The sequence below is a fragment of the Dactylosporangium thailandense genome (genome assembly GCF_059739745.1).
Genome location: NZ_AP029195.1, coordinates 10,766,372 through 10,783,482 on the forward strand (window position 1 = coordinate 10,766,372; position 17,111 = coordinate 10,783,482).

A 17,111-nucleotide genomic window follows, 5' to 3' on the forward strand; every position below is an offset into this window, starting at 1 on the left:
TGTCATGCCGGCGCCGGAGCGAAGCGGAGGTGGCGGCATGATCGCGCCGAGTGGCAGCAGCCTGGAGATCGACTACTACCTGGAGCGGGTCGGGGAGGCGCTGGCCGACCTGCCGCAGGAGGTGCGCGAGGACCTCATGGAGGACCTGCCCGCGCACTTCGCCGAGGTCCTCGAGGAGCAGGGCGGCTCGCTGGTCGAGCGGCTCGGCCCGCCCGCCGCCTACGCCGCCGAGCTGCGCGCCGCGGCCGGCATCGAGGCCGGCGCCCGCACCACGAGCGCCGCCCGGATCGACCTGGAGCGGCTGCGCGGCCGGCTGCGGATCGCGGACGAGCGCGGCGGGCGGCTCATCGGCTACGAGCGCGCCACCGACTTCCTGCGCCTGTTGCGCCCGGCCTGGTGGGTCGCGCGCGGGGTGGCCATCGTGGTGCTGATCTTCGCGATGGACATCCTGCCGTCCGACCGCATCGACGACCCGCTCGGCTGGGTGCTCATGGCCGTGGCCGTGATCGTCTCGGTGCGGCTGGGCGCCGTCGGCCGCCCGCGCATGCACCGGTTCGTCGGCTACGGCATCACCGCCCTCGGGGTGATCGGCGTGCTGGTCATCGCCGTGAACCTGGACCGGCTCGGGGGCTCGCACACCTACCTGCCGCAGTCCTCCTACAACCCCTACGAGGGGGTTGTGGACGTGTACCCGGTGGACCAGGACGGGCGGCCGCTGCAGAACGTCACGCTGTACGACCAGAACGGCAACCCGATCTCGATGGGCGACGCGTGGCGCTGCTACACGGGCCAGGAGCCCGAGCCCCGGGCGACCCCCGCCTACCCGCTGTGCCCGCTGGGCCGGACGGCACCGACCCCCTCGGTCACGCCGACCACGACCCCCTCCGCCACCCCGTCCAGCAGCCCGAGTGCCAGCCCGAGTGCCAGCCCGAGTGCCAGCCCGAGCGGGACCCCGTCGGCGTCGGGCTAACGTCTGACCTGTGGAAGACGCGCTCGACCGGCTCGTTCAGGAGATCTCCGAGTGCCGCCGCTGCCCCCGGCTGGTGGCGTGGCGGGAGGAGGTCGCCACCGTCAAGCGCGCGGCCTTCCGCGACCAGGAGTACTGGGGGCGCCCGGTGCCGGGCTTCGGCTCGCACCGGGCGCCCATCGCCATCCTCGGGCTCGCACCGGCCGCCCACGGCGGCAACCGCACCGGCCGGATCTTCACCGGCGACCGCTCCGGCGACGTGCTCTTCGCGGCGCTGCACCGCGCGGGCCTGGCCAACCAGCCCACCAGCACCTCCCGTGACGACGGGCTCACGCTGACCGGCCTGCGGATCTTCGCCGCCGTGCGCTGCGCCCCGCCGGACAACAAGCCGACCCCGGTCGAGCGCGACACCTGCGCGCCCTTCCTGCATCGCGAGCTCCGCGAGATCGCCCCTGACCTGCGCGTGGTGATCGCCCTCGGCGCATTCGCGTGGGCCGCCTTCTGGCCGGCGCTGCGAGCCGTCTACGGTGTAGCACCGGCAAGGAAGGTACCGTTCGGCCACGGGACCCTGTGGCAGGCCGAACGCGCCCCGGCGTTGCTCGGTTGTTACCACGTGAGTCAACAGAACACCTTTACCGGTCGGCTCACGCCAGGAATGCTGGACGAGATTCTCGCCCGGGCGAAGCAGCTCGCCGGGCTTGCTTAGAGCGACGGGATGCTGGTGGAGGCTCGGGACCGCACCTTCAGCCGATGGTGGCCGGTGCTGGGCGTCATCGCCGTGCTCATCATCGGTGGGCTGGCGTCGTCCATGTCCACGCTGGAGATCAACAACGTGCCGGTGGCGACGCCGGCGGTGGACCGGCCGACCCCGACCGTCGTGGCCACGAGCGACCAGCAGGAGGCCGAGCCGCCGGCCGGCGCCGGGCGCAACGACGACCTCGAGATCCCGGACTGGGTGCTGACCGGCGCGACCGCGCTGTGCGGGCTGCTGGTCCTGGTCCTGGTCGGCAGCCTGGTGTACTACCTGCTGAGCAACCGCACCGCCAAGCCCAAGCCGCGGGTCTTCGTCGAGCCCGAGGCCCCCCGCCCGATGACCACGGGCGCGGCCGAGGAGGTCATGGCCGCCGTCGAGGCGGGCATCGTCGAGCTCAGCGACACCGACACCGACCCCCGCCGGGCCGTGATCGCCTGCTGGGTGCGCCTGGAGCGCGCCGCCGCGGCCGCCGGCACCCCGCGCCTGGTCGGCGACAGCCCGACCGAGCTCGTCACCCGCCTGCTGTCGGCCCATCAGGTGAGCCGCCCCACGCTCGAGGGCTTCGCCGAGGTGTACCGCGAGGCCCGCTACGCCACCCACCCGGTCGGCGAGCGCTCCCGGCAGGACGCGATCGGCGCCCTCCGGCAGATCCGCGCCGAGCTCGCCGGCGTCGGCGCGCGTGGAGGTGAGCCCGGTGCCCCGTGAGGAGCAGGTGGTCGGCCTCGACGAGCTCTTCGACGGCGGCCCCGCGGTCCCGCGCCGCGAGCAGGCGCCGCGCCCGGCCCGCCGCCCGTCGCGCCCGTTCGACTGGCGCTGGTGGGTGCGCCGGCTGTTCGTCGCCGTCGCGCTGACCACGGTCGGCGGCGGCATCCTGTACTTCGTCGGCTACACCCTGCAGTACGCGCTCCTGCTGCTCGTCATCGTCGCCATCCAGGTGATCTGGGAGATGCTGCAGCAGGTCCGCGCCGACGAGCTGCCCGCCACCCTGACCGGCGCCGGCCTGGAGCCGGTCGCCCGGCCGCGGGAGGGGCGAGGGCCGGAGCGTGCGCCGGGGCGGCGCGACGCGATCCCGTCCGGTGACGGCATCCTGCTGGCCGTGGCCAAGTGGGACGACCGGTTCGTGTGGGGCGAGCGTGACCCGAACCGCTTCGCGGCCGTCGTCGTGCCCCGCTTCACCGACCTGGTCGACGCCCGGCTCCGCCAGCGCCACGGCATCACCCTGGCCGGCCAGCCGGAGCAGGCGCGCCGGCTCGTCGGCGAGGAGCTCTGGCAGCTGCTGCACTACACACCGTCCCGCGTGCCCAGCCCGCAGGACATAGCATCGATCGTCGCAAAGGTGGAGGCGCTATGAAGACGCTCGCACCGGCCGAGGTGGGCCGGATCGCCAAGGTGGTCCTGGACCAGGTCGGCACGGTGGTCGTCGGCAAGCGCGACTCGCTGGAGCTGGTCCTCGCCGGGATCCTGGCCGGCGGCCATGTGCTGCTGGAGGACCTGCCCGGCCTGGGCAAGACGCTGACCGCGCGCTCGTTCGCGCAGGCGCTCGGCATCGGCTTCCGCCGCCTGCAGTTCACCCCCGACCTGCTGCCCGCCGACGTCACCGGCTCGTTCCTCTACGACCAGCGCAACCACGAGTTCTCGTTCCGGGCCGGGCCGGTCTTCACCAACCTGCTGCTCGCCGACGAGATCAACCGCACGCCCCCGAAGACCCAGTCCGCGCTGCTGGAGGCGATGCAGGAGCGGCAGGTCTCCGTCGAGGGCGCCACCTACCGCCTCGACGCGCCGTTCCACGTGCTCGCCACCGCGAACCCGATCGAGTACGAGGGCACGTATCCCCTGCCCGAGGCCCAGCTCGACCGGTTCCTGCTGCGGGTGTCGTTCGGCTATCCGGAGGCCGACGAGGAGTGGGACGTGCTGCGGCGGCGGATGTCGCGGCGGCAGGAGGAGGCGATCCTCGAGCCGGTCGTCGACTCCGAGACGCTGCTGGCCATGCAGGCGGCGCTCGAGGACGTCGTGGTGGAGGACTCGATCGGGCGGTACATCGTCGCCTTGACCGCCGCCACCCGCGTGCACCCGCACGTGCTGGTCGGCGCGTCGCCCCGCGGCTCCCTCGCGCTGCTGCTGCTGTCCCGCGCGTCGGCGGCGCTGAGCGGCCGGGACTACGTGGTGCCCGAGGACGTCAAGGCGGTCGCGATCCCGGCCCTGGCCCACCGCATCTCGCTGCGCCCGGAGATGTGGCTCAAGCGCATCGACCCGCGCTCCGTGGTCACCGAGGTGCTGGCCCAGACGCCGGCCCCGGCCAGCGGGGCGCTGCCGTCCTACGGCGGTCGCCGTGGCTGAGGTCCGATGAGCGAGCGCGGGGCACCCCGGTCGCACGCGCGGGCGTTCGAGCCGACCCGCGCCCTGGGCCGGGCGGTGCTGGTCACGGGCGCGCTCGTGCTCGTCGCCGTGCTCACCGGCCGCTTCGACCTGGTGGTCATCGCCGCGCCGTTCGCCATCGGCACCGCCGTGTCGCTGGTGCGCCGCCCGCGCCGCGGCCCCACCGTCGAGGCCATCGCGGCCGAGCCGTTCCTGGTCGAGGGGGCCGACCTCGGCGTCACGATCAACGTCGGCAACCCGAACCCGGTCGGCTTCGACCTGCTCGTGGTCCGCTCGGTGGTCCCGCGCTGGGTCCGGCTCAAGCACAGCGACCGCCCCTACGCGGTCACCGTCGACGGCGGGACGATCTCCGGCGTCGACCTCGAGGGCCGGGTGCTGCGCTGGGGCCGCCACCCGCTCGGCCCGGTGACCGCGCACGCCGTCGCCTCCGACGGGCTGCTCGTCGGCCGCGCGGTGCAGACGCCGCCGCTGCCGCTCAAGGCGTATCCGGCGACCGAGCACTTCGACGCGGCCGAGGCGATGCCCCGCGCGGCCGGGCACGTCGGCGGCCACCGCTCCCGGCGCACCGGCGAGGGCGGCGAGCTCGCGGGCGTGCGCCGCTTCGGCCCCGGCGACCGCCTGCGCCGCATCGACTGGCGGGTGTCGCTGCGCACCCGCGAGATCCACGTCGTGAGCACCCTCTCCGACCGCGACGCCGAGGTCGTCGTGCTGCTCGACGCGCTGCACGAGGCCGGGCGCTCCGGCGGCATCGATGGGCGCGCCTCGGTGCTCGACATCACCGTGCGCGCCGCGGCCGGCATCGCCGAGCACTACCTGCACCGGGGCGACCGGGTGGCGCTGCTGCAGTACGGCGGGACCGTGCGGCACCTGCGCGCGGCCAGCGGCCGGCGGCACTACATGACCGCGCTGGAGTTCCTGCTCGACGTCGCCGCCGGGGAGCAGTCCGACGAGCCGCCGCCGTCGTCCTTCGGCCCGCACATGATCCAGGGCAACGCGCTGGTGATGGTGCTCACCCCGCTGCTGGACGTGCGCAGCGCGGCGATGCTGGCCAACCTGGCCCGCGCCGGAAGGTTCGTGGTGGCCGTGGACACCCTGGCGGATCCGGTACTGCGCCTGCGCGCGACCGGCAAATGGGGCGACGTCGCCCAGCGCATGTGGCGCCTGGAGCGCGAGGCCATCATCGGCCAGCTGCGGGAGCACGGCGTGCCGGTCGTCGCCTGGGGCGGGGCCGGCAGCCTCGACGAGGTGCTGCAGGGGGTCGCGCGCGTGGCGGTCGGGCGGACGGTGACGGCGTAATGCTCGACGAGCTCGCGGAATACTTCTCCGGGCGCATCGGCCGCCTGCGGGACAAGGTCGAGCGGGCCGCGGCCGGGCCGCTGCTGGTCCGCGGCGCGATCGTGCTCTTCGCGGCGCTGAGCCTGGTGCTCGCGTTCCCGGCCGAGGTCATGCACAACGTGGCCGCCATCGTGCTGGCCGCCGTCGTGGCACTGCTGCCCGCGACGTTCCCGCGCTCGCGCCTGCCCGGGCTCGCGATCTTCGCGTGCGCGTTCGGCTGGCTGCTGGGGCCGCTGTTCTACGGCGAGAGCGTCTCCGTCCCCCGGCTCATCGGGCTCTCGACGGCGCTGTACCTCATGCACTCCCTGGCCGCCCTGGCCGCGGTGCTGCCGTACGACGCCGTGCTCTCCCCGGGCGTGATCAGCGGCTGGCTGCTGCGGGCCGGCGCGGTGGTGGCCGTGAGCGCGGTGGTCAGCGTGGCGATGCTGTTCCTCGTGCGGGCGGCGATCGGTCCCGTGTTCCTCGTCGCGTCCCTCGTGGGGGTCGCCGCGGCCGGTCTCCTGGCCTATCTCGTGGCCCGCCGGGTGTCCGGCTGACCCCTGTGGCCGCCGTTACAGCCCTGGTAACGGGCATTACATGTGTCCGGCCCGCGGCAGAAGAGAGCGACGCTCATCCCTAGCGTTGCATTCGTGGCTGCGAAGCGAATCCTGATCGTCGGGGCCGGGCACGTCGGGCTCTATGCCGCCCTGCGCCTGTCGAAGAAGCTCAACCGGCACGAGGCTGAGGTCACCGTCGTCGACCCCCAGCCCCACATGACCTACCAGCCGTTCCTGCCAGAGTCGGCGGCCGGCAACATCTCCCCCCGGCACAGCGTCGTCCCGCTGCGCCGCGAGCTCAAGGACTGTCACGTGCTGTCCGGCACGGTGACCAGCATCGAGCACGCGCGGAAGGTCGCCATCGTCCAGCCGATCATCGGCCCGGCGCGTGAGGTTCCCTACGACCACATCGTCGTCGCGCCCGGCTCGGTCTCGCGCACCCTGCCGATCCCCGGCCTGCGCGAGCAGGCGGTCGGCTTCAAGACCATCGGCGAGGCCGTGTTCCTGCGCAACAGCGTGCTCGACCGGCTCGACGTCGCCGCGACCACCGACGACGAGGCCACGCGGCGCCGCGCGCTCGCGTTCGTCTTCGTCGGCGGCGGCTACGCGGGCGTCGAGGCGCTGGCCGAGATGGAGGACATGGTCCGGGGCGCGCTGCGGTACTACCCGGAGATCCCCCGCGACGAGGTCCGCTTCATGCTCGTGGAGGCGGCCAACCGCATCCTGCCCGAGGTCGGCGCGGAGATGGGGGCCTACACCGCGGTACAGCTGACGCGGCGCGGCATCGACATCCGCCTCGGCACGCGGCTGGAGTCGTGCGTCGACGGCCTCGTGAAGCTCTCCGACGGCGACGCCTTCGAGGCCGACACGATCGTGTGGACCGCGGGCGTCAAGCCGCACCCGATGCTCGAGGACACCGACCTGCCGAGGAGCCCCCGCGGCGCGATCACCTGCAAGCCGACGCTGCAGGTCGTCGACGCCGAGGGCAACGTGGTCGAGGGCGCGTGGAGCGCCGGCGACTGTGCCGCGGTGCCGGACCTCACCGCCGCGGACCCGGGCGCGCTGTGCTCGCCCAGCGCCCAGCACGCGGTGCGGCAGGCCTCCCAGCTCGCCGACAACATCGCGGCGGTGGTGCGGGGCCGGGCGCCCGCCGACTACCGGCACAAGCACGTGGGCTCGGTCGCCGGGCTCGGGCTCTACAAGGGGGCCGCGCGGGTGTACGGCATCAAGGTCCGAGGCGTCCCGGCGTGGTTCATGCACCGGACGTACCACCTCAGCCGCATCCCGACCCTGAACCGCAAGATCCGGGTGCTCGTGGACTGGACCCTGCAGCTCGTGCTGCGCCGCGAGGTCGTCGCGCTCGGCTCCCTGCACGAGCCGCGCGAGGCCTTCACCGAGGTCGCGGTCCCGATCCCGCTGCCCGTGCGGGGCCAGACCGCCGAGCAGAAGGCGGCCTGAGCCCGACTAGCTTCGAGCGCGCCAGACCCACACGTCGGCGACGCGTTCGCCGGGGCCGAGCAGGGCGTCGAGGGTGCTCGTGAGCGCCGCGGCGCCCCGCTGGCCGTCGGCGAGCACGAAGCACGACGCGCGCCAGTAGGCGACGTCCCGGCGCAGGTCGATGCGGTCCTGGTCGGTGAGCACCGGCGGGCTGTCGTTGGCCATCGCCCGGTGCAGCAGCTGCGACGTCGGCCGCGGGTAGACGCCCACGGCCGATGCGCCACCGTCGCCGTACGGGCCGATGAACCACCCCTGCGGGGTCGCGAACGACACCCCGGTGGCCGCGGCCCAGCGCATCGCCTGCGGGTCGTTCCAGTCGGGCAGCGGCACCGGGACGATCGTGCCGTCGCGGGGGGCGCAGCCGCGCCAGTACCCCTCGGTGAAGAACTTCGGCACCGGGGCGCGTTCGGCGGTGGGCAGCGGCATCGGGGCCAGCGGCACGAGCGCGGCCACCACCGCGACCGGCACGAGCAGCTTGAGCGTCTCGGTCTGGGTCAGCGCGGCGTGTACCACGCACGCCAGCACGAATCCGAGCAGCGGGACGGCGGCCAGCGCGAAGCGGGTCGGCAGCGCCCACTCCACGATCGGGACGTGGGCGATCAGGGAGTACGGCGCCCACTGCTCGGTGCGCTCGTGCCCGACCACGACGTGCGGGCCGAGCGCGAGCGCGCACAGCACGACCGACACCACCGTGCACGCCACGACGGCCGGGCGCCGCCACATCCACAGCGTCGCGCCCAGGACCACGATGAGCACGGGGGCGCCGAAGAAGGCGGTGTACTCCGCCGGCCCGCTCGCCAGCCTCGCCGCGCCGTCGCCGCCGGCCAGCGAGAGCGGGGAGATGGCCGCGAAGCTCTTGAGGTCGGCCGAGTAGAACTCCGGCTTGAACACGCCGCCGTGCGCGCTCTGCGGTCCGCGGAACTGCAGCCAGATCGGGTAGGCGAGCGCGACCAGGGCGACGGCCGCGGCGACGCCGAGCCCGATGCCCAGCGACGGCAGCACATGCCTCGGGATCGGCCGGGTGGTCGCGGCGAACGCCAGGCAGAACAGCGTGAGGGTGATGGCGGCCAGGAGCAGTACCTCCTCGCCGAGGAAGAACTGCGCGACGACCAGCGCGCCCAGCAGCAGCCCGAGCCGGACACTGCGCTGCCCCTTGGCGAGGCTGAACACGCACCAGGCGATCGCGGGCACCAGCCACGCCGCGGTCATGTGCAGGTGGCCGTTGGACTGGCTCACCATGCCCGGCGCGAAGCCGCAGAAGGCGCCGCCGATGAGCGCGGCCAGGCGGTGGAGTCCGGCGGTGCGGGCGAAGAGGAGGTACCACCCGGCGCCGGTGGCCGCGAGGTTGAACCCGGTCACGACCGCGAACGTCACCGGCGCCCCGAACGCCAGAGTCAAGGGGGCGAAGAGCACGCCGAGCCCGACGAGCGAGGCGTTGCCGAGCACGTTGATGCCCTCGGGCGCGTTGAGAGCACCGGTCACGAAATGGAAGTCGCCGCGATACGCTCGGGTGGCGTAGGCGAGAAACCACTCGTCGAGAGCCTGGTCATTGGCGTTCAGCGCGAGGCCGCGACCCGCTGGATCGGCCCAGAGGCCCCGTGTCAGCAGGGCGGCCGCGAGCACCATGAGGGCGCACGCGGCAAGGTCGCTAATCCATAAGCGGCGAATGCGCAATGGCTGCGCGGCCGGTGTTTCATGGTCAACCGGCGCAGTGCCCGCCTCGTCGGTCTGTGGGGCGCTGGTCACCCGGACGACAGTAACGGCCAACCCCTTGTCGGTGTTGGGGGTTCGTCGGACGGGCTACCGTGAGATCGCGTTTCTACGCCCGGGTGGTGGAACGGCAGACACGGCCGCCTTAAAAGCGGCTGCCGCGAGGCGTGCGGGTTCGAACCCCGCCCCGGGCACCGAGTTTATGGTCGTTGCCCCCACAAATCGCACGAATTCCGTCGTTATCTTCGACCGTAACGTCGGGCTGTATGGTGCTCGTTTCCCGCGGGCGAGTTCGCGGTACCCTGGGCTTACACGTGAATGAGAGCCCATGGAGGCCGATCGTGCAGAGTTCGAACCCGGTGCTCACCCGCCTTGGCGAGGCGGCGCGGGCTTCCCGTTACGAGACCGCGTATCCGGGCGCGCCCACGCGCGCCATGACCATGGACGACGTCGTCGTCCGGACCGTCGCCCTGCTCGCCATCACCGGCGTGGTCGGGGCCGGCGCGTGGATCCTGTTGCCGGCCAGCAGCCCGGTGACCTACTTCGCGGCCTTCATGTCCGGCATCGCCGGGCTCGTGCTTGGCCTCGTCATCTCGTTCCGCCGGGTCACGAGCCCCGCGGTGATCATCCCCTACGCGGCGCTGCAGGGCGTCGCGCTCGGCGTCATCAGCCGCGCGTTCGAGAGCTGGTTCTCGGGCATCGTGCTCCAGGCGATCGTCGGCACGTTCGGCATCTTCGCCGTGATGGCGGTGCTCTACAAGCTCAAGGTGCTGCGCGCGACGCCGCGCTTCACCAAGTTCGTCATCGGCGCCCTCATCGGCGTCGTGGTCCTGTCCCTCGCCAACTGGCTGTTCTACCTGTTCGGCGTGAACCTGGGCCTGCGTGAGTACACGATGAACGGCCAGGTCAGCTGGCTGCCGATCGTGTTCAGCCTGGTGATCATCGGCGTGGCCGCGCTGACCTTCATCCTGGACTTCGACGCGATCGAGCAGGGCACCCGCTACGGGATGCCGGAGAAGTACGCCTGGTACTGCGCGTTCGGCATCCTCGTGGGCCTGATCTTCCTGTACTACGAGATCCTGCGCATGCTGAGCTACCTGCGCCGCTGATGACGCACGACGATCAGCTCGACACCGCGGTGCGCAAGCTGGTCGGCCAGGTCTCACACTGGACGCCGCCCCGATGGGCGGCGTCCGGTCTGTCTGTTTCCGGGCTGTCTGGGCCAAGCCGGGCCGACCTCATGCACGACCTGGTGCAGTGGATGGCCGACCGGTGCGCGGAGGCGGAGGGCCGGCCGCCGATCCCGGTGCCGCGGCTCGACAACGACCTGGCCCTGCCGGACCAGCTCCAGGTGGTCGCGGCCGACCTGCGCCGCTTCGCACCGCTCGCGGTGCGGCAGGACGCCGCGGCCCGCATCACGGCGGTCCGCGGCGCCTTCGGGTAGACGGCCTCAGGTCAGGTGGGCGAGCAGGTCCTGGCGGGTGATGACGCCGGCCGGCTTGCCGTCGATGAGCACCACCGCGGCGTCGGCCTTCTCCAGCAGCGCGACCGCCTCGCTGACGGGCTGGCCGCCGCCGATCATCGGCAGCGGGTCGCCCATGTGCCGCTCGACCATGTCGTGCAGGTGGGCGTGGCCCGAGAAGAGCGCGTCCAGCAGGTCCCGCTCGGCGATCGAGCCCGCGACCTCGCCGGTGACGACGGGCGGCTCGGCCTTGAGCACCGGCAGCTGCGAGACGCCGTATTCGCGCATGTAGTCGATCGCGTCGCGCACGGTCTCGTTGGGGTGGACGTGCACCATGCCGGGCACCCGGCCGTCCTTGCCGACGAGGACGTCGGCGACCGTGGGGGTCTGCTCGGCGGTGCGGAGGAAGCCGTACCGAGCCATCCAGTCGTCGTTGAAGATCTTGGAGAGGTAGCCGCGGCCCCCGTCGGGCAGCAGCACCACGACCACGTCGTCCGGGCCGGCCTCGCGGGCGACCTTCAGCGCCGCGGCCACGGCCATGCCGCAGGAGCCGCCGACGAGCAGGCCCTCCTCGCGGGCCAGGCGGCGGGTGAGCTCGAACGAGTCCTTGTCCGACACCTCGACGATCTCGTCGCAGATGGTGCGGTCGTAGGTCGTCGGCCAGAAGTCCTCGCCGACCCCCTCGACGAGGTAGGGGCGGCCGGTGCCGCCCGAATACACCGAGCCCTCGGGGTCGGCCCCGACGACGCGCACGCGGCCCCCGGAGGCCTCCTTCAGGTAGCGCCCGGCGCCGGAGATCGTGCCGCCGGTGCCGACGCCCGCCACGAAGTGGGTGACGCGGCCCTCGGTCTGCTCCCAGATCTCGGGGCCGGTGGTCTCGTAGTGCGAGCGGGGGTTCGCCGGGTTCGCGTACTGATCGGGCTTCCAGGCGCCGGGGATCTCCCGGGCGAGGCGATCGGAGACGTTGTAGTAGGACCGGGGGTCCTCGGGGGCGACGGCGGTGGGGCAGACCACGACCTCGGCTCCATAGGCCCGCAGGACGTTCTGCTTGTCCTCGCTCACCTTGTCGGGGCAGACGAAGACGCAGCGGTACCCCTTGAGCTGGGCCACCAGCGCGAGCCCGACGCCGGTGTTGCCGGACGTGGGCTCGACGATCGTCCCGCCCGGCCCGAGCAGCCCGGACTTCTCGGCCTCCTCGACCATCCGCAGCGCGATGCGGTCCTTCACGCTGCCGCCCGGATTGAGGTATTCGACCTTGGCCAGGACGGTGGCGGAGATGCCGGCGGTGACGTTGCGGAGCCGGATGAGGGGCGTGTTGCCCACCAACTCGACGACGTTGTCGTAGTAGCGCACGCCGCCAGCGTATCCGGCCTGCCCGGGACTACCCGACGACGTGTCCGGGAATGATGTGCTCCCGCTGCTTCTCCCACTCCAGGAAGCGCTCGAGCTCGTCCATCAGGGCGCCGGCGAAGTACCCGGCCACGGCCAGGTCGTCGACGAGCCCGAAGACCAGCAGGAACGCCTCCGGCACGGCGTCGATGGGGGAGACGATGTACACCCCCGCGACGGCCAGCATCGCCAGGCGCGTGCCGCCGTCGTACTGCCCCTTCATGGTCGCCTTGACCATGCGCGGGATCGCCGCGAGCCGCCTGCCGATCCCGGGGGTGTCGGAGCGGAACACGCGCGCGAGCGCCGTCCACGCCATCCGCCGTCGCAGCGCACTGTCCGCCATGATGACCGCCCTCTCTGCCTTGCTTCGAATGTAACGGTGTCCGTCACCATGTGCTGGAGTCACTGTCGGCTCCCGGACCGGTTCGTCCGCGCGAGGCGGCCACGAGCCGGGCTGAGGGACAATGGCGACATGGATCTCGATGAGGCTCGTGCCGTCCTGACGGACCAGCACCAGGCCGTGCTCGCCACCCGCCGGACCGACGGCGGGGTGCAGATGTCACCGGTCGTGGTCGCGGTGGACGCCGAGGGCCGCGTGGTGATCAGCAGCCGCGAGCCCGCCTACAAGGTGCGCAACCTGCGGCGGGACCCGCGCGCGGCGGTGTGCGTGCTGCCCGACGGGTTCTACGGCCGATGGGTCCAGGTCGAGGGTGAAGCTGAGATCGTTTCGCTCCCGCAGAGCGTTGAAGGTTTGGTCGACTACTACCGGCGGGCATCCGGACGGGAACACGACAACTGGGATGAATATCGCGCCGCGATGGTTGCGGAACAACGGGTGCTGATTCGGATCACCCTGCTCCGAGCGGGGCCGGACCGGTCCGGATGAGCGACGGTTACTTGGAGGGCGGGGGTTAGCCTCGGGGGCCGCAGGGACCTCGGGGATGGAAAGGGCGGGGGCGGTGAAGCTGCAGTCGGAGCGGGTGAAGCGGATAGCCACGGCGGCGGTGGTCGGTGGCGGTGGCGTGGCCGGGGCGGGCGCGCTGTTCTACGGGCTGGTGCTGGGCCAGGCGCTGCTGGCGCGCAAGACGATTCCCCAGGTGGTGAGCCCGCCGCCGCGCGCGAACGGGCTCTACGGCACCCAGTTCGAGGGGACGCCGGTGCGCCTGGTGGTGCTCGGGGACTCCTCCGCCGCCGGGTATGGCGCGCTGAGCCCCAGCGAGACGTTCGCCGCCGCGGTGGCGGCCGGGCTGGCCGAGCAGTTGCGCCGGCCGGTCTGGATGCGCTGCCTGGCCGTCGTCGGCGCCGAGTCCAAGGGCCTCCCGCCGCAGGTGGAGGTGGCCCTGCGGCAGCGGCCGGACGTCGCCGTCATCTGTATCGGCGGCAACGACGTGACCCATCGCGTGAGCATCCCGACCGCCGTGCGGCACCTGGTGCGCGCGGTGCGCGTGATGCGTGAGGCGGGCGTGGAGGTCGTCGTGGGTACGTGCCCCGACCTGGGCACCATCCGCCCCATCCAGCCGCCGCTGCGCTGGCTCGCGCGGCGCTGGAGCCGGCAGATGGCCACCGCGCAGACGATCGCGGTCGTCGAGGCCGGCGGCCGGACGGTCTCGCTGGGCGACCTGCTCGGCGAGCTCTTCTACGCCGAGCCCGACCGGATGTTCAGCCTCGACCGGTTCCACCCGTCGGGCGCCGGATACCTGGCCGCCGCCCAGGCCGTCCTGCCCACCGTCGTCGCCGCGCTCACCGAGCCGGTCCCGGTCGCGGGCGCGCTCGTGGCCCCGGCCCAGGCGCTGGCGTCCGGCGAGGGGGTGCGGGCGCTGCCGCAGGCCGCGGCGGAGGCCGCGCACCGGCCGGGCACCGAGGTCAGCGCGGCCCAGGTGGCCGGGCACGACCGGGGTCCGGCGGGCCGCTGGGCCCAGCTGCGCCGGCGGGTCTGGCACCGGCTCCCGCAGCAGGCCGATCGCACCCCGGACCGAGCCACGGACGGCGCCGCGGACCGCACCCCGGACCGGGCCGCGGAGCCCGCGTGAGCCAGGTGGACCGGCGACCGGGCTCGGCGCGGCCGGGCGTGGGCCGGCGGCTCGGAGCGGTTCCTCAGGTGACCGTGGGCGGTGGTTCGGAGCGGTCTCCCGGGTGGTTCGTGGGCCGGTGGTCCAGAGCGGTTCCTCGGGTGGCCATGGGGCCGCGCTCGGCGGCGGGCGGCAGTCCGCGGGGCCGGGCGGCTCGTGGGCCATCACGTGGCGCCAGTGACACGCCGCGTAGTCGACGGCCCGGTGCCGGCCCGGGAGTCGGCAGGGTGAACGGGCCGAGGGTGGTTTCCGTCACCTTGCGTTTTGCAATTCGTCCGGATTTGCCCCTTGTTCGCGTCACCCGGACCGTGATTCGATTGACTGGCCCGGAACGGAGGTGACGGCGTGAGTGTCGTCAAGCGCCTCGCCAAGCTCGCGACCGTGACGGTGATCGCGGGCACGGTCGGCGGGGCCGCCGTGCTCGCAGCGCAGGCGGTTGCCGCCCGCACCCGCACCTACGCGAAGCCCGACATGCGGCTCGCGATGCGCTCGTCGATCGGGGGTGCCGGGAAGCCGCCCATGCGCCTGGTGCTGCTCGGCGACGCGACCGCGCTCGGCGTGGGGGTCGAGCGGGTGGCGGACACCGTCGGCGGTCAGCTCGCGGCGCTGCTGGCGGGCGGTGCCTCGGGGCGGCGGGTCGAGCTCTCCAGCGTCGCCGTGGCGGGGTCACGCTCCTCCGACCTGGCCACCCAGGTCGCCCGGGCGCTCGTCGGGCCGGTGCCCGACGTGGCGCTCGTGCTCGTCGGCACCGACGACGTCACCCACCCCGGCCGCACCTCGGACGCGGCCGAGCACCTCGGGGCGGCCTGCCGGCGGCTGCAGGACGCGAACATTCCCGTGGTCGTCGGGACCTGCCCCGACTTCGGCGCGCTGCGTGCCTTCGCGCCGCCGTTGCGGCAGCTCCTGGGGCTGCGGAGCCGGCGGATGGCCCGGCTCCAGGCGGCCGAGGCGGGGGCCGCGGGCGCGGTGGTGGTCGACCTGGGGGCGCGTACCGGGGCGGTGTTCCGGGCGGATGCGGGGACGCTCTGCCATGACGGCTTCCATCCGTCGGCGGACGGGTATCGGGTCTGGGCGCACGCGCTGCTGCCCGCCGTCGAGGAGGCCGCGGCGGTGCGCCGGGCCGCGTAGGACGGGCGATCGGATCGTCGGGCGGCCTGCCGCGGGGACTTGCGGGCGGGAGACGGCGACGAGCCGTGCGTCGGGGCGCGTAGGACGGGCGATCGTCGGGCGGCCTGCCGCGAGGACTTGCGGGCGGGAGACGGCGACGAGCCGTGCGCCGGGCCTTGTAGGACCGGCGATCGTCGGGTGACCTGCCGCCGGAGGCGGTGACCGGCCGTGCGCCGGGTTGTGCGGGACCGGCCGGCGTAGGGTGACCGGCCGCGAGCCTGTCTGCCCAGGCTGACAGACGGAAGGGTGACCATCCGCGGGCCTGGCAGCGTCGGCGCGCCAGCGCCCAGCGGTGTCTGGCGGGAGCGACGGTCCGGACCACCGCGGACCCGAGTCATGGTCCCTGTGATTACGCACGCCGTGTGACAATTTTGGCTGGACGAAGGCGGATGGGCCGGGGTTACCTCGAAGTAGCATCCGAGGTATGCCGGAAGCTGTCATCGTTGCCACCGCCCGGTCCCCGATCGGCCGTGCCGTCAAGGGATCGCTGCGCGACCTCCGCCCCGACGATCTTGCCGCCACCATCGTCCGTGCCGCTCTCGACAAGGTGCCGCAGCTCGATCCGCGCGCGATCGAGGACCTCTACCTGGGCTGCGGCCTTCCCGGCGGCGAACAGGGCTTCAACATGGCCCGCGTGGTGAGCACGCTGCTCGGGTTCGACCACCTGCCCGGCGCCACGACCACGCGGTACTGCGCATCGTCGCTGCAGACCACGCGGATGGCCTTCCACGCGATCAAGGCCGGCGAGGGCGACGTGTTCATCTCGGCCGGGGTGGAGTGCGTGTCGCGGTACGCCCGCGGCAACTCCGACGCCCTCCCGCCCGACGCGCAGGCGGCCGTCGGCGGGCCATGGCAGAACCCGGCGTTCGCGGACGCCTACGCGCGCACGACCAAGCGCTCCGAGGGCGGCGCCGACGCGTGGCACGACCCGCGCGAGGACGGTGAGCTGCCCGACATCTACATCGCCATGGGGCAGACCGCCGAGAACCTGGCCGAGCTCGAGGGCGTGACCCGGCAGGACATGGACGAGTTCGGCGTCCGATCGCAGAACCTCGCCGAGGAGGCCATCAAGAACGGCTTCTGGGCCCGCGAGATCACCCCCGTCACCACCCCGACCGGCGAGGTCGTCTCCACCGACGACGGGCCGCGGGCGGGCGTCACGCTCGAGGGCGTGGCCGGGCTCAAGCCGGTGTTCCGGCCCGACGGCCGCGTGACCGCCGGCAACTGCTGCCCGCTCAACGACGGCGCGGCCGCGGTGGTCATCATGAGCGACACCAAGGCCCGCGAGCTCGGGATCACGCCGCTGGCCCGGATCGTCTCCACCGGCGTGACCGCGATGTCGCCGGAGATCATGGGCATCGGCCCGGTCGAGGCCTCGCGCAGCGCACTGCGGCGGGCCGGGATGACCATCGACGACGTCGACCTCGTCGAGATCAACGAGGCCTTCGCGGCGCAGGTCATCCCGTCGTACCGGCAGCTGGGCATCCCGCTGGAGAAGCTCAACGTGAACGGCGGCGCGATCGCGGTCGGGCACCCCTTCGGCATGACGGGCGCGCGCATCACCGGGACGCTCATCAACTCGCTGAACTGGCACGACAAGTCCATCGGCCTCGAGACGATGTGCGTCGGCGGCGGTCAGGGCATGGCGATGGTGCTGGAGCGCCTGAGCTGAGTTCCCCGCTTCGCTCGTCTTGGGGGAGCTCCGCTCCACCCAAACCCCCTCCCACACGTTGGTCGCCGTAGTCGGTTGCGGGAGCCGGGATCGTCTCAGGTCCCGGCCTCCACAAAGCGCACCGGGGCACACGGTCGCCGCCTCGGTCTCCGCAAAGCGCACCGGGCGTTGCACGGT

The 17,111-nt window shown here is 73.1% G+C and carries 17 protein-coding genes and 1 tRNA gene; 15 read left to right on the plus strand and 3 right to left on the minus strand.

Annotation, left to right across the window (positions count from 1 at the left end; genetic code table 11):
* Positions 1–37 precede the first annotated feature (37 nt).
* The 8 genes from AC6JBM_RS48195 (at position 38) to AC6JBM_RS48230 (ending at position 7,426) form a co-directional block, all read left to right on the plus strand.
* A complete protein-coding gene (locus AC6JBM_RS48195; protein WP_497980290.1) occupies positions 38–970 on the plus strand; it encodes an HAAS signaling domain-containing protein in 933 nt (310 codons plus the stop codon).
* A 10-nt stretch (positions 971–980) separates the two neighbouring features.
* On the plus strand, positions 981–1,673 hold the full coding sequence (locus AC6JBM_RS48200) for a uracil-DNA glycosylase (protein ID WP_497980291.1): 693 nt from the start codon (positions 981–983) through the stop codon (positions 1,671–1,673).
* A gap of 9 nt (positions 1,674–1,682) precedes the next feature.
* Positions 1,683–2,426 (plus strand): DUF4129 domain-containing protein, encoded by a 744-nt coding sequence (locus AC6JBM_RS48205; RefSeq protein WP_497980292.1) that lies wholly within the window; start codon positions 1,683–1,685, stop codon positions 2,424–2,426.
* A complete protein-coding gene (locus tag AC6JBM_RS48210; protein WP_497980293.1) occupies positions 2,416–3,072 on the plus strand; it encodes a hypothetical protein in 657 nt (218 codons plus the stop codon). The genes AC6JBM_RS48205 and AC6JBM_RS48210 overlap by 11 nt, the downstream gene beginning before the upstream one ends.
* On the plus strand, positions 3,069–4,058 hold the full coding sequence (locus AC6JBM_RS48215) for an AAA family ATPase (RefSeq protein WP_350611996.1): 990 nt from the start codon (positions 3,069–3,071) through the stop codon (positions 4,056–4,058). The genes AC6JBM_RS48210 and AC6JBM_RS48215 overlap by 4 nt, the downstream gene beginning before the upstream one ends.
* A 6-nt stretch (positions 4,059–4,064) precedes the next feature.
* On the plus strand, positions 4,065–5,393 hold the full coding sequence (locus AC6JBM_RS48220; RefSeq protein ID WP_497980294.1) for a DUF58 domain-containing protein: 1,329 nt from the start codon (positions 4,065–4,067) through the stop codon (positions 5,391–5,393).
* Positions 5,393–5,968, plus strand: coding sequence for a hypothetical protein (locus AC6JBM_RS48225; RefSeq protein WP_497980295.1), 576 nt, complete (start codon positions 5,393–5,395; stop codon positions 5,966–5,968). Before AC6JBM_RS48220 ends, AC6JBM_RS48225 begins: the two co-directional genes overlap by 1 nt.
* Positions 5,969–6,061: 93 nt before the next feature.
* Positions 6,062–7,426: an NAD(P)/FAD-dependent oxidoreductase gene (locus tag AC6JBM_RS48230; protein WP_497980296.1), complete on the plus strand. Its 1,365-nt coding sequence runs from the start codon at positions 6,062–6,064 to the stop codon at positions 7,424–7,426.
* 6 nt (positions 7,427–7,432) lie between these two features.
* On the opposite strand, the gene AC6JBM_RS48235 is transcribed toward AC6JBM_RS48230, so the two are convergent.
* Positions 7,433–9,091, minus strand: a complete 1,659-nt coding sequence (locus AC6JBM_RS48235; protein ID WP_497980297.1) for a hypothetical protein — start codon at positions 9,089–9,091, stop codon at positions 7,433–7,435.
* 197 nt (positions 9,092–9,288) lie between these two features.
* On the opposite strand from AC6JBM_RS48235, the gene AC6JBM_RS48240 reads away from it, so the two are divergent.
* From AC6JBM_RS48240 to AC6JBM_RS48250, 3 genes are all read left to right on the plus strand, one after another.
* Positions 9,289–9,369: transfer RNA gene (locus AC6JBM_RS48240), tRNA-Leu, on the plus strand.
* Between the two features lie 147 nt (positions 9,370–9,516).
* The gene (locus AC6JBM_RS48245) at positions 9,517–10,284 is read left to right on the plus strand and encodes a Bax inhibitor-1/YccA family protein (RefSeq protein WP_497980298.1); all 768 of its coding nucleotides are present in this window, start codon (positions 9,517–9,519) and stop codon (positions 10,282–10,284) included.
* Positions 10,284–10,619 carry a hypothetical protein gene (locus AC6JBM_RS48250; RefSeq protein WP_350612002.1) on the plus strand — a complete coding sequence of 112 codons (336 nt, stop codon included), beginning with the start codon at positions 10,284–10,286 and terminating at the stop codon, positions 10,617–10,619. Before AC6JBM_RS48245 ends, AC6JBM_RS48250 begins: the two co-directional genes overlap by 1 nt.
* Before the next feature lie 6 nt (positions 10,620–10,625).
* Here the strand turns inward: AC6JBM_RS48250 and AC6JBM_RS48255 are convergent, their stop codons facing one another.
* Both AC6JBM_RS48255 and AC6JBM_RS48260 read right to left on the minus strand, forming a co-directional pair.
* On the minus strand, positions 10,626–11,990 hold the full coding sequence (locus AC6JBM_RS48255; RefSeq protein WP_497980299.1) for a cystathionine beta-synthase: 1,365 nt from the start codon (positions 11,988–11,990) through the stop codon (positions 10,626–10,628).
* Between the two features lie 28 nt (positions 11,991–12,018).
* Entirely contained in the window at positions 12,019–12,369 is a 351-nt protein-coding gene (locus AC6JBM_RS48260; protein WP_497980300.1) for a YkvA family protein, read from the minus strand.
* Between the two features lie 129 nt (positions 12,370–12,498).
* Between AC6JBM_RS48260 and AC6JBM_RS48265 the strand changes: the two genes are divergently transcribed.
* The 4 genes from AC6JBM_RS48265 to AC6JBM_RS48280 all read left to right on the plus strand — a co-directional run bounded on the left by AC6JBM_RS48265 (position 12,499) and on the right by AC6JBM_RS48280 (position 16,934).
* A complete protein-coding gene (locus AC6JBM_RS48265; protein ID WP_497980301.1) occupies positions 12,499–12,912 on the plus strand; it encodes a PPOX class F420-dependent oxidoreductase in 414 nt (137 codons plus the stop codon).
* 55 nt (positions 12,913–12,967) lie between these two features.
* Positions 12,968–14,056 (plus strand): SGNH/GDSL hydrolase family protein, encoded by a 1,089-nt coding sequence (locus tag AC6JBM_RS48270; RefSeq protein WP_497980302.1) that lies wholly within the window; start codon positions 12,968–12,970, stop codon positions 14,054–14,056.
* A 384-nt stretch (positions 14,057–14,440) separates the two neighbouring features.
* The gene (locus AC6JBM_RS48275; RefSeq protein WP_497980303.1) at positions 14,441–15,223 is read left to right on the plus strand and encodes an SGNH/GDSL hydrolase family protein; all 783 of its coding nucleotides are present in this window, start codon (positions 14,441–14,443) and stop codon (positions 15,221–15,223) included.
* 463 nt (positions 15,224–15,686) lie between these two features.
* Positions 15,687–16,934: an acetyl-CoA C-acetyltransferase gene (locus tag AC6JBM_RS48280; RefSeq protein WP_497980304.1), complete on the plus strand. Its 1,248-nt coding sequence runs from the start codon at positions 15,687–15,689 to the stop codon at positions 16,932–16,934.
* Positions 16,935–17,111 lie beyond the last annotated feature (177 nt).